The sequence below is a fragment of the Brachyspira catarrhinii genome (assembly GCF_005518285.1).
Lineage (GTDB): Bacteria > Spirochaetota > Brachyspiria > Brachyspirales > Brachyspiraceae > Brachyspira > Brachyspira catarrhinii.
On record NZ_SJDU01000029.1, the window covers coordinates 1 to 12469 of the forward strand.

Annotated in this window: 11 protein-coding genes; 7 read left to right on the top strand and 4 right to left on the bottom strand. The window is 31.8% G+C overall.

From position 1 onward, the window contains the following. Positions 1-33 precede the first annotated feature (33 nt). The 4 genes from EZH24_RS02060 to pbpC all read right to left on the bottom strand — a co-directional run bounded on the left by EZH24_RS02060 (position 34) and on the right by pbpC (position 5485). A complete protein-coding gene (locus tag EZH24_RS02060; protein ID WP_137997478.1) occupies positions 34-372 on the bottom strand; it encodes a PepSY-like domain-containing protein in 339 nt (112 codons plus the stop codon). 52 nt (positions 373-424) lie between these two features. Continuing rightward, positions 425-2035, bottom strand: coding sequence for a gamma-glutamyltransferase family protein (locus EZH24_RS02065; RefSeq protein WP_137997479.1), 1611 nt, complete (start codon positions 2033-2035; stop codon positions 425-427). A gap of 159 nt (positions 2036-2194) precedes the next feature. Then, on the bottom strand, positions 2195-2926 hold the full coding sequence (locus EZH24_RS02070) for a FecR domain-containing protein (RefSeq protein WP_137997480.1): 732 nt from the start codon (positions 2924-2926) through the stop codon (positions 2195-2197). A gap of 81 nt (positions 2927-3007) precedes the next feature. Continuing rightward, positions 3008-5485: a penicillin-binding protein 1C gene (pbpC, locus tag EZH24_RS02075; RefSeq protein ID WP_419670427.1), complete on the bottom strand. Its 2478-nt coding sequence runs from the start codon at positions 5483-5485 to the stop codon at positions 3008-3010. A gap of 318 nt (positions 5486-5803) precedes the next feature. On the opposite strand from pbpC, the gene EZH24_RS02080 reads away from it, so the two are divergent. From EZH24_RS02080 to EZH24_RS02110, 7 genes are all read left to right on the top strand, one after another. After that, the gene (locus EZH24_RS02080) at positions 5804-6487 is read left to right on the top strand and encodes a YczE/YyaS/YitT family protein (RefSeq protein WP_137997481.1); all 684 of its coding nucleotides are present in this window, start codon (positions 5804-5806) and stop codon (positions 6485-6487) included. Continuing rightward, entirely contained in the window at positions 6459-7928 is a 1470-nt protein-coding gene (locus EZH24_RS02085) for an SLC13 family permease (RefSeq protein ID WP_137997482.1), read from the top strand. Before EZH24_RS02080 ends, EZH24_RS02085 begins: the two co-directional genes overlap by 29 nt. A gap of 27 nt (positions 7929-7955) precedes the next feature. Further along, a complete protein-coding gene (locus EZH24_RS02090; RefSeq protein WP_137997483.1) occupies positions 7956-8615 on the top strand; it encodes a CoA transferase subunit A in 660 nt (219 codons plus the stop codon). Beyond that, the gene (locus EZH24_RS02095; RefSeq protein ID WP_137997484.1) at positions 8612-9346 is read left to right on the top strand and encodes a CoA-transferase; all 735 of its coding nucleotides are present in this window, start codon (positions 8612-8614) and stop codon (positions 9344-9346) included. The genes EZH24_RS02090 and EZH24_RS02095 overlap by 4 nt, the downstream gene beginning before the upstream one ends. A 120-nt stretch (positions 9347-9466) precedes the next feature. Then, positions 9467-10342: a beta-keto acid cleavage family enzyme gene (locus EZH24_RS02100; protein ID WP_161976091.1), complete on the top strand. Its 876-nt coding sequence runs from the start codon at positions 9467-9469 to the stop codon at positions 10340-10342. A gap of 197 nt (positions 10343-10539) precedes the next feature. Next, positions 10540-10956 carry a MarR family winged helix-turn-helix transcriptional regulator gene (locus EZH24_RS02105; protein ID WP_137997486.1) on the top strand — a complete coding sequence of 139 codons (417 nt, stop codon included), beginning with the start codon at positions 10540-10542 and terminating at the stop codon, positions 10954-10956. A gap of 477 nt (positions 10957-11433) precedes the next feature. Continuing rightward, positions 11434-12469 (top strand): cell surface protein (locus tag EZH24_RS02110; protein WP_137997487.1); only part of this gene is annotated, 1036 nt, incomplete at its 3' end.

The window sequence follows — 12469 nt, forward strand, 5'->3', positions numbered from 1 at the left end:
AGAAAATACAAATACTTTTTTATTTTAATCATTTTATTTTTCGTAAATTTTATCGTATTTATTTGCATGAACTATTTTTGGATTTTTAAATTTTTTACTTATAGAATCGAGAACTTTTTTTGGAAAAACGGTTTGAGGAATAGGCTCGAACGAACTGTCTATTTTTACCCAATCTCCTTGTCCGTCAAAAGAAATAACCGCTTCATTTAAAAGCGTCACTTTATAAATATTATTTTCTAAAGCAATATTGTCTATTTTAAAATCTGGAAATACCGAATCCATAAAATTGAATGCGTTTTTCGGCAAATCTTGAGCGTTTAAAAAACTGTAAAATAAAATGATTAAAATAAAAAAGTATTTGTATTTTCTCATTTTTTACTCCTTTAATTTTTTCTTTATAAAATTTTTTATAAATAATAAATATTTAAAATACGGAAATTCCCGAATCCGTTCTCGGTTCGCATGCTCCGTATAAAATATTATTTTCGTTTCTAAATATTATTTGTCCTCTTCCGAAATATCCGAAATAATTTTTGTCGTTTTTTCTCACAATATTATGTCCTAATTTTTCAAGTTCTTTAGCTTTTTTCTTATCAAAATTATTTTCTATTTCTATCGTTTTATCTCCAACCCATTGCCATCTCGGTTTATCTAACGAAGCCTGCGGATTCAAATTTTCGTCTATCATATTCGTTAATATTTGCAAATGTCCTTGAGGCTGCATAAAAGCTCCCATAACTCCAAAAGCTCCGATTGGTTTATTATCCTTGCATAAAAATCCCGGTATTATAGTATGATAAGGTTTTTTACGAGGCGCTATAAAATTGTCGGAGTTTCTATTCATTGAAAAATTAGCTCCTCTATTATGCAAAGCTATTCCCGTTTTCGGAATTACTATCCCCGAACCAAACGCCGTATAATTGCTTTGTATAAAAGAAACCATATTTCCGTCTCTATCCGCGCTCGCCAAATAAACCGTATCGCCCGAAGAAAAAATATGCTCTTTAGGTTGTAATACGGCATTTTTTGATATTAATTTAGCCCTTTTTTTAGAATATTTTTTAGAAAGCATCTCGTCAATCGAAGTCTTCATATATTTAATATCGGCTACATATTTTTTTGTATCGGCAAAAGCGAGTTTCAAAGATTCTATTTGAAAATGCAAATTAGTTTCTTCAAAATTTTCAAGTATATTCAAAGCCATTAAAACCGTTATTCCATGTCCGTTCGGCGGAATTTCATAAATATCGTAGCCTTTATAATTCGTTTTTATCGGCTCTACCCATTCGGGATAATAATCGTTTAAATCTTCTTTAGACAAATAGCCTTTATGTTCTTTCATAAATCTGTCTATTTTTTCGGCAATCTCTCCTCTATAAACGCATTCGCCGTTTGTTTTTCCTATTTCTTTTAAAGTTTTCGCATGATAGGGAAGTTTGACAATTTCTCCAAGTTGCGGAACTTTTCCGTCAAAAGTAAAAGTATCGAACCAATATTTAAATTCTTTTATAGAGTTATTATTAGACGCTTTCAAATATATATTAAAAGCTTCTTTCCAATCGAGCACCACAGTCGGCTGAATGGCAAATCCTTCTTCGGCGTATCTTATAGCGGGTTTAAGAACTTCGATTAATTTTAATTTTCCGAATCTTTTATTCAAAGCTGCCCAAGTGGCTGGAATTCCTCCAACCGTAATTGGAATAAGTCCGTAAAGAGGCATTTTATCCAAATTGAGAGATAATATTTTTTCTACATCCAAATTTTTAGGGGAAAATCCGCTTCCGTTTATAGCGTATATTTTATTTTCAAAATAAACTATAGCAAAAGCGTCTCCTCCGAGTCCGTTTGAAGTAGGCTCTACAACGGTTAAAGCCGCGGCGGTAGCAATTGCGGAATCTATAGCGTTTCCGCCTTTTTTCAATATTTCAAGCCCCGCCTCCGCTGCCAATATATTGCTTGTGGCAACCATTCCATTTTTAGCGAAAATAGAATTTCTTTTGGAAGGGTAGGGGTTATTATAAAAATCAAATTTCATTTTGTTATTATATCATAATTAACATAATATTGAAAGAGTTTTTATAATTTTTTTATTACCTTTATATCTCTAATTATCTATTAGTTAGACTTTAAATAATGCCGTATTAGTTTATTGGCGTAATAAAAAATAGAATAAATTTATTTTGTTTACAATACTTTATCTCTCAAATTCAAGTTCTGGAGGCGCTATTATTTGCTTAACATTAAAAGTAGTGGAATTATTTAATTTTGCAATATCTCTATAAATATTTACTTGAGTGACTTTATCAATATATTGCATTCCTAATATTTCGTTTACTCTATTTCTTAAAGAAGCGTCCATAACAATATCCGTTGTCGTTCTATCTCTTAAATTAACTTCGGTAAATTGCCCTACGGGTGTGTTATTTAATTTTCCATATCCATGCAAGAATTGAACTCTCGTTGTCCCGCCATTGTGGGAAACTATTGCCGTTCCAGATATATTTATCGTGCTGTTGTCGGGCGTATAAACCGTAATATAGTCGGGTTTATAGCTCATAGGCGATACTATTAAAATCTCGCCTCTACGCAAACTAAATATAATATTTCCGTTTTTATCAAAAGTGCTGTCCAAATATAACGAAGAGTTTTCTTTAACCTTTAATAAAATTCTATTTTGTAAGTATGCGGTTAATGAAGATGTTCCCGTAATAATCGTGTCTCTCGTAAATAATAAATCCCCCAATCTTGCAGGTTTTTGAATCATCTTTTTTGACGCTTGAACTTGCGGGTAACCTTTTACATCCACTTCAAGTTTTACATTTCCCTGAACATCGACTACTTTCATATATCTGTTTGAATTATAAGCGCCTTCCATAATCAATGAAAAAGCTATAATTAATATGATAGTTATAATTTTTTTAAACATTATAAACTCCTATAAACTCCATTTACACTTAACAATTATCGGAAAAAGTTTATTTAAATTTGATAAACTTTATTAAAAAATTTACTGTATGTATATATTTATATTCGGGCTTTTTAATTCGTTTCCTTCAAAATTAATCGCTTTTATATAAAAAGTATAATCGCCTTTTTTGAGATTCCAGGAAATAGCGCCGTTTTTTAATTCCTCTATATTCGCGATAATCTCTTCATTGCAATATAAATTAGCTTCCTCAATATTTTTTGGAATATAAGAAGAAATAAAAATATTTTGATATTCCAAAGGCAAAGTAGAATCTATTTTATAAATCGAATTATCGGTTGGCGAAGTTATTGAAATTCTTTCGTTTCTATTTTGATTATTTATGCTACTAGCTTGATTTAAATTATAATTATCATAAGCGTAAGTATTTTTTGCCATAGTCCATTCGGAGTTTGGCTTTTCTATTTGCATTTCTTTAAGCCAATCGTTATATTCGCTCGGCAAATTAAGAAAAACTTTTTTATCAAAGCTTCCGTCCGAATTTATTTTTATATATAAATTATGAACATCGCATTCTTCTTTAACTACATTTGAAAGAGAAAATTCTTCGAGTCTCGTTTCTTTACAAAATTCTCCTCTTAATTTTCCGCTGATTAAACAAATCTCTCTTTCGACAATATCGCTCGGTTTGTCCCATTGAGTTTCTTTTTGAGTTTTATTAAGCATTGAAAACAAATCGTAAAGTATCGGAACAGCTCCGTTTCCTCCCGTTATATTTATCATTTCGCTTCCCTTAAAATCTCCGAGCCACAAACCGACTATATAATCTTTAGTATAACCGACAGCCCAAGCGTCTCTCGAGCCTTTTGAAGTTCCCGTTTTAATCGCCACGCTAAAAGGATAAACCAATCCTCTATAGCTTCTAAACGAACCCTGCCTTGCGTTTCTGTCGGACAATATTTTATTTATCAAATACGCGCTTTCTTTAGAAATTACTCTCCTATAATTGGAAGATTTTTTATCTAAATAAAATGTCTCTCCGTTTTCTTTTTTAAGCGAGATAGTAGAATAATGATTTATAAATATTCCCGAATTTGGAAATATCGTATAAGCCGAAGCCAAATCTATAAGCCGAACTTCCGCGCTTCCCAAAACCAAAGAATAACCGTAATAATCGGGATTCTTATCTATACTACTTAACCCCGATTTTAAAAGTATATTTTGAAAATCTTTAAGGCTATATTTTGAAAGCCATCTAACAGCGGGTATATTGAGAGAGTTGGCGAGAGCGTCTCTTATTGTGACTGGTCCTCTATATTTTCTGTCAAAATTTTCTGGAATATAATCTCCTCCTGGCGAGCTTATATAAGTTTTAATATCTCCTATCACGGATGCGGGCGATTCTCCTTTATCGAATAAATACGCGTATAAAAAAGGTTTTAAAGCGCTTCCAGGCTGTCTTAAAGCTATAGCGCCGTTTACCGAGCCGTCCGTTTCTCTGTCGAAATAATCCATCGAGCCTATCATTGAAAGAACTTCTCCCGTTTTTGCGTTTAATATTACGCAGGAAATATTTCTGACATTGAAAGTATGAAGAGATTGACTCGCGTTGCTTATTACCAAAGACGCTTCTTTTTGCAATTTATAATCCAAAGTAGTTTTTACTTCAATCAAATTTGAATATTTTAATTTATCGAGCGAATCTTTTATATACATTACAAAATGCGGAGCTTTTAAAATATTTTTTTCTCTGTTTGTATAAATCGTTATATTTTCGTTTATAGAATTATTATAATCTTCTTCGGAAATAAAATTATTTTTTTTCATTTGGTTTAGAACATATATTTTTCTTGTATTCAATTTTTCTTTATATTTGTAAGGATTAAATTTTGTTCCCGATTTTATTATCGAGGCAAGAATTGCGGATTCGTTTATATTCAAATCTTTAACTTCTTTTTTGAAATACAATTCCGCAGCCGCTCCAATTCCGTAGCAATTATTTCCGAAAAAAATTCTATTAAGATATTCAGTCAATATTTCTTCTTTAGTCATATTTTTTTCTAATCGTATTGAATCGAGAGCTTCGTAGAATTTATTTATATAATTTCTTTCTCTATGAATAAGGCTTTTTGATAGCTGCTGAGTTATCGTGCTTCCGCCCGAAACTATTTTTCTATTTAAAAGATTTGAAACGAAAGCTCGCAAAATCGCTTTATAATCTATTCCTTTATGACTAAAAAAATTTTTATCTTCCGCGCTTATCACGGCTTCAATTAAATTTTGAGGCAAATCGGAATATTTAACTTCTTTATAAAATCCTCCGTATTCGGGAAAAAGATTTGCAAGCAAAATATTGTTTCTGTCGTAAATTTTTAATACTCTGCTTTCGTTTTTTTGTAATTCGTCTTTTGAAAAAGGTTTGTTTATATATTCTTTTGAGAATTTATATAAGTCGTAAATTTTTGGAGCGAATATTAACCCCGAGACAAACAAACCGATTAATAAAAGGCATATTATAGACAGAAATATTTTTTTGATTATATTTTTTATATTTTTCATTTTATATTTTTTATTTGATTAAATAATTAAAGTATTTTATTCTAAAAATATAAATAGTCAATTATTTATAATTAATCTCAATTCCTCTCGACATCCTTTATCCGCCGTCCGCAACGAGAATTTTTTATCTATATTACCTCTAAATCAAATAGAATTCTTATAATATATTACATAAAAAATAAATAAAAAAATTTAAATAAACGCTTGACAAAATTCATTTATTTTATTATACTATTTCGTATATAAATCATTTTGATTTAGTTATGATTTAATAATTAATTAAAATTATATATAAATTTGGTATATTGAGAATAAGTTATGGAAATGAAAAATAAGAAAAGTCTTACTTTAAGAATTATACTTTTAATTGTAAGTATTATGATTAACGGTTTTTCGGTATCCGTATATGTGAAAAGTAATTTGGGAGTATCCACTAATTCGTCTATTCCTTTTGTAATAACCTCTATTATTCCAGCTTTAAGTCTTGGAATGACAACGATAATTTTCCAAATATTGCTTTTAGTTATATTAGTTTTTATATGCGGATTCAAAAAACAGTATTTAATTTCTTTTGTATTGGGATGTTTCTTTGGAAGCGTAATAGATATTTGGAATTTTTTATGGACCAAAATTCCTATTGAAAAATTGCATCCTATAGTTTTATATATTATTGCATTTTTTACTTTAGCGTTTGGAATTGCCTTGACGCTTTCAACGGAGCTTCCGACTTTACCTTATGATTATTTCACAAAGGATATTGCTACAAAGACGAGAAAGACTATCGGATTTGTTAAAACCGCTTCCGATATTTCTTATGTCGTTATTTCTATTATTTTATCTTATTTAACAGCTGGCAAAATATATGGAGTAGGAATAGGAACTATTATTTCTATGTTATTTACGGGAATATTCGTTCATCTGCTTCATAAATTTATAAAAAAATATTTAAAATTAAAAGAACAGGAGGCATATCTTGGAAAAACAAATTTTTCAAATGGATAAAAAGCATCTAATTAAAATAATATTCTGCTTTTTATTTATAGCTGTGTTTTGGTTTATCCCGCCTATAGGCGAGATTACCACTATTGGAATAAGGACGATTGGAGTATTTATAGGAACTATTTTACTTCTATCAATTGTGGATACGCTTTGGCCCGTATTCCTATCTTTTATCCTGCTTAATTTATCTGGCGTTATGAATTTAAATCAGATTTTAGCGGGTTCTGTAGGAAATTGGATTATCACATTTGTCGTATTAAGTTTTATTTTGACTTTTGCGTTGAATAAATCAGGCTTTACGACAAGACTTACGGTTTGGTATATGAGTCGTAAATTCGTCAGCAAGAGTCCTTGGACATTCGTATTCGCTTATTGGGGCATTTCTATGATTGTGGGAATGTTTATGGACCAGGTGCCTGCAACCGCATTTTTCCTTGCATTTAGCGGAAAGATTCTTAAAGAGTTAGGATATGGACCAAAAGATAAATTCTCCAACATGCTTACTATGGGTTCTGTATTTTCCGTAAATATCGGAGGAGCGGCGACTCCTATATCGCATTCGCTTGCAATTTTGGGTATGGGAATATATGAAAGAGCTACGGGAAATCCGATTAGTATGTTTTACTATCTTGCTTTTGGAATTCCTGCGGCTATAGTAATGTTTATTTTACTTTGCATAGTAATGCGTTTTATTATGCATCCCGATACATCCAAATTTGAAAGTTTCGATATTCAAAAAGCCGTTGGAGGACTTAAACCGATGGACCTTAAAGAAAAGACAACGGTAGCAATTTTCTTCGGAACGGTTATTCTTTGGATTTTGCCCGGTATTTTAGGGCTTATACTTACCCCCCATCCACTTCTTACATTCTTAAATAAATTTTCTATAACTTTTTGGGCGCTTCTTGCCGTAGTCGTATTGGCTGTATTGCGTATCAATGACGAACCTGTCGTTAATTTAAGAGAAACTTTAGAATCTGGATTCCCTTGGGGAGTTATCTATTTTATATCAATAGGAGTTCTTCTTGGAAGCGCGGTATCTAATGAAAAAGTAGGACTTACGGAGTTTATAACGACAAATCTAACCCCAATGGTAGAAGGCATATCGCCTCTTGTTATTGTGATTATATTCGCTTTAGTAACGACAATAATGACAAATTTCTCTTCAAATGTAACGACTATTACAGTTATGACTACTATCGCTACCACTCTCGCTTTAAGCACAAATACCGTTCATCCGATTGCTATAGCTCTTACGACCACAATGTGCGGTTCTTTGGCTTATGTATTGCCTTCATCTTTTGCTCCTATAGCTATGCTTCATACGGATGAAAATTCTGACAGCGGAACGGTAATTCGTTACGGCTCTTTAATGGTAATAATCTCTTCAATTATTGTAGCGTTAATAAGCTATAACATAGTCGCCGCATTAATGCCAATGTAAACAATAAAAATTTAAGGAGATAAACAAATGGATAAAGTAATGTCAGTAGAAAAAGCTATTGAACCCATCAAAGACGGTATGACGATTATGATTGGCGGATTTGGAGGAATAGGCTCTCCTCATACTCTAATTGACGCCATTTGTAAAAAAGGCGTTAAAGACCTCACAGTTATATGCAATGACCCAGGAACTCCAAATTTTGGGAACGGCAGATTCATTCATGAGCGTAGAGTAAAAAAATTAATAGCCGCATTTACAAGTTCAAATAGGGAATTTCAAGAACAATATAAGAATAATGAAATAGAAGTTGAACTAATTCCTATGGGAACTTTAGTCGAGGCTATTCGAGCTGGAGGTTTCGGTTTGGGAGGAGTGCTTACAAAGACGGGACTCGGCACGCTTGTTGAAGAAGGGAAACAGAAGGTTGTCGTAAAAGGAGTTACATATCTTTTGCAAGAACCTCTTAAAGCGGATGTTTCTTTGATTTACGCTAATAGAGCGGATAGAATGGGAAATTTAGTCTATCACGGAACGGCTCGTTCGCATACTCCTTCTATGGCTACCGCCGCTGATTATGTAATATGCGAAGCTGCAAAAATAGTTGAAATTGGAGATATTCCGCCAAATTATGTGCATACTCAAGCCGTATTTGTGAACGCTATAGTTCAAAAGGAGGAAATACAATGAATATAGAAATGAATAAAAAACAAATAATGAAATTTATAGCTCTTCGAGTTGCGGATGAGCTTGTTGCGGGAACATTAAATAATCTTGGAGTAGGCATTCCCACTATGGTTTCGCAATTCGTAGCTCCAGAAAAAAATATTTGGTTGCATGGTGAAAATGGCGTTATTAGTATAGGAAAAGCCGCTTTTGAAGTTATTGAGAGAACAAACGCTCAAGCTACCGACAAAACCGATGACGATGACTTGGTAGATTCCGAAGGCAATTCAAAGTCTTTAACTCCTGGAACATGTTTTTTCGACACTTCAACCTCTTTTGGAATCATTAGAGGCGGGCATTTGCATACTACCGTTTTGGGAACTATGGAAGTCGCCGAAAACGGAGATATTGCAAACTATATGGTCCCAGGAAAATTGCTTGCTGGAATGGGAGGAGGTATGGACCTTTGCGTTGGAGCGAAGCGAGTCATAATAGCGGCTACTCATACTAATAAAGGAAAACCTAAACTTTTGAAACATTGCAATCTTCCTTTGACTGCCGTGGGAGCAGCGAATATGGTTGTAACAGAAATGGGAGTATTTGATATTAAGGACGGGCATTTTGTTGTCCGCGAATATAACTCCAATTATACATTGGAAGAAATTCAAAATAATACCGAAGCGCAACTCGTTATACCAAAAGATGTAAAGACGATGGACGCTCGTTATTTTGAAGAAGCAATGAAAGAATCTTAAATATAAAAGGAGTTATTTATGATAACATTGGAGATTATTTAATTGGGATGTTTCTAATATTCAATAAAAAAATTAATTAAAAAAATATAAAAAAAATAAAAATTTATGGAGGAAAATATAATGTCACAAAGAAAAATTATAATCACGGTAGCTCAAACGGGAGCTTTTCATGGTAAAGAAGCAAATCCTAATATACCTCTTACGCCAAAAGAGATAGCGGATTCTGCTTATAATTGCTATAATGCAGGAGCGTCTATAATTCACATTCATGCTCGCGATAAAAATGGAGTATCTACGAATGACTCTAAAGTATATAGCGAAATAGGTTCTGGTATAAAGGCAAAGTGTAATGTGATTATTCAATATTCTACCGCTCCAGCTAATATACCCGGCACAAATGCGGAAGACGGTATGAAGTTGCTTTACGATTCCGATTTGTTTAAACCTGAAATGTGTTCTTTAGACTGTTCTCTTATAGGAACAAGTTGGGGAGATAGAACATTTGTCTACGAATGGTATCGTCCGTTTCTTATTAAGTATGCAAAAATGATGAAGGAAATGGGTATAAAGCCCGAAATAGAATGCTTCAACCCAGAAACCATAGAGGATGTATTCAATATTTTAGAACCTGAAGGTGTATTAGATAATCCTGTATCGTTATCTTTTGTTATGGGTATGGACAGGATAAGTCAAGGCGCTATTTCATTCTCGGAAGAAAATTTAGATTTTATGATTAAGAAACTTCCAAAAGACCGTTTCGTTAACTTTAGTAGTATTTGTATCGGAGCAAAAAATCATGTTCCCGGCACGGTAATGACGATATTGAAAGGAGGCGGCGCTCGAGTTGGAATGGAAGATAATATTTTCTACGCGCCTGGTAGACTACTTAAAAGTAATGCTGAAATGGTTGAAAGAGTCGTTCGTATTATACATGAATTAGGTATGGAAGTTGCAACTCCGGATGAAGCTCGAGAAGTATTGAATCTTAAGAAATAAATTCAAAAATATATGAGTTTTGATAGGTTTGAGTTTATAAAATTTGAATCTATCAAAACATATATTATAAATTTATGGCGCATATAAATATTACCATATTATATTGACAATATTTTAAAATTTAATTATACTAATTTTAAAATTGGTTTAATTTTATAATTTGAACAAATAATATAATAAATGGTAGTATCTTATAAATGAACGATAGCGTAAAATTATTTGTTGTTTTTGCAAAAGCTTATAATTCATATACTAAAAGACTCAAATCTAACGCCAAATCTTTAGGTTTATCGATTAGCGAATTTGCAGTATTACAACATTTGCATAGTAAACAAATATCCGTTAATGTTCAAGAATTGTCCGATAAAATATTATTGTCTAATTCAACAACGACATATACCGTAGATAAGTTAATAAAAAGAGGGTTGATAGATAAAAAAGAAAATTCGTTTGATAAAAGATTTGTAGAAATATATTTAACAAAATCTGGTAAAAAAGTTATAGAAGAAATTTTCCCAATGCATGTTAAATTTTTAGAAAAATTAAATCCTTTAACTGATAATGAAACCGAAGAACTTATAAAGTTATTAAAAAAAGTTGGAAAAAATAATTGAATAATAGAAAAGTATATAATATTATAAATAATTAATATATTCATTTTTGACAAAAAGAAATTGCTTTTTGATTATTCTCCACTATTATAAGTATGGTTCTTTTTCTCAATAGAAAAAAAGAACAAGAATATTTTATAATTAGTAAGTAAATATAAATCCAAATAAAGTGCAAAGAGAACGACTGACGTGCAAAACTTCATATTGCAACAATTTAGTCATATATACTTATATGAACTTGCATTATTTTATTAAATATGTTAGAATATACGAACAATTAAGTTTAATAGACTAACTATATTAACTTAATTATTTAAAAATTAATTATTAAAGAAAGGAGGAAAGCTATGAGATAAAGTTAAATAAAATAAAAGTTTAATAATTAATGAAGAATAAATAAATATTGGTTTAAGATAGAAGTTGTTTGAAAAAATAAAAAACAAAAATTTAAAATGCCAAATTTGGCGAAGGATAATAACAATGCAAAAAATATTTAGAAAAACAATTTTGACTGCTATAGCTTTAATTTCTATGGCAAGCGCGCAAGTTTTCGGTATGTATGGAGTCGACAGCGATTGGATTGACTTTCTTACGGACGGAAATCAATTTAAAGCGAGACTTGAAACTTTAGGCTTCGTTTTAGGAAACGATACGATAAGAGGAACTTTCGGATTCGATAACGGAACGGGAGAACCTTTCGGAGCTTTAATTTCGCAAAATGCAAATCCAGATTGGTATGATTTTATTCCCAATACTTCGTTTGGAATAGGTTATACTTCTTCTTTAATAAGCGTGGGCTTTGGTTATACTTTAAGCATTGGACAAAAATTTTCAAAATATAACGGAAACGCAAATCCTAAAACAGTTGTGGCAATAGGACATACTCCCGTTTTGGTTTTGAACGCTTTGGATAACGCTTTTAGAATGGCTATTCCTATTCAAATCGGAATTGTAAACGATAAATTAGCAGACGGAACTAAACAAAATTTAACCGCCATAAAGCTTAATTCCGAATTCAGATATTACACAGGAATGGATATATTGACTCAAGTGAGATTATACTTAAACTACGGATACAATAGCGCTAAAAACGGAGACGCTAAAAGCAAATACGAAACTTTGGGATTCGATTTCAGACTTTATTTCGGCGCTATGGTTGAAGATGTGGAACTCGAGCCATTCGTTAAAATCGTTTACAACACGGGATTAAATAAAAATCTTCCTGCGAGTGAACTTGATTTTAATATTATTGAATCAAGTAAGGGAGCTAATATTAGTGAAGAAATAGCAAATGCAGGTTATTCCCAGTATGGAGTTAATAGCTTTGATAAAACAGCTTGGCAATTACAGTTAATGCCAGCTTTGGGATTAAGCGCAAGTTCGGATATAGTTTCGCTTTATTTAGAGCCTTCTTTGGGATTAGAGATTACGGGCGCTCAAATGAACGGCGAAAAGGATACTTATTCTTTAGCTTGGAATGTTTACGGAGAGATTAGTATTACTCCAATCCAAAATT

What these genes read in the sequence shown, in the direction of transcription:
- EZH24_RS02060 (WP_137997478.1), bottom strand. Translation starts at nt 372, where the DNA reads ATGAGAAAATACAAATACTTTTTTATTTTAATCATTTTATTTTACAGT.
- EZH24_RS02065 (WP_137997479.1), bottom strand. Translation starts at nt 2,035, where the DNA reads ATGAAATTTGATTTTTATAATAACCCCTACCCTTCCAAAAGAAATTCT.
- EZH24_RS02070 (WP_137997480.1), bottom strand. Translation starts at nt 2,926, where the DNA reads ATGTTTAAAAAAATTATAACTATCATATTAATTATAGCTTTTTCATTG.
- pbpC (WP_419670427.1), bottom strand. Translation starts at nt 5,485, where the DNA reads ATGAAAAATATAAAAAATATAATCAAAAAAATATTTCTGTCTATAATA.
- EZH24_RS02080 (WP_137997481.1), top strand. Translation starts at nt 5,804, where the DNA reads ATGGAAATGAAAAATAAGAAAAGTCTTACTTTAAGAATTATACTTTTA.
- EZH24_RS02090 (WP_137997483.1), top strand. Translation starts at nt 7,956, where the DNA reads ATGGATAAAGTAATGTCAGTAGAAAAAGCTATTGAACCCATCAAAGAC.
- EZH24_RS02095 (WP_137997484.1), top strand. Translation starts at nt 8,612, where the DNA reads ATGAATATAGAAATGAATAAAAAACAAATAATGAAATTTATAGCTCTT.
- EZH24_RS02100 (WP_161976091.1), top strand. Translation starts at nt 9,467, where the DNA reads ATGTCACAAAGAAAAATTATAATCACGGTAGCTCAAACGGGAGCTTTT.
- EZH24_RS02105 (WP_137997486.1), top strand. Translation starts at nt 10,540, where the DNA reads ATGAACGATAGCGTAAAATTATTTGTTGTTTTTGCAAAAGCTTATAAT.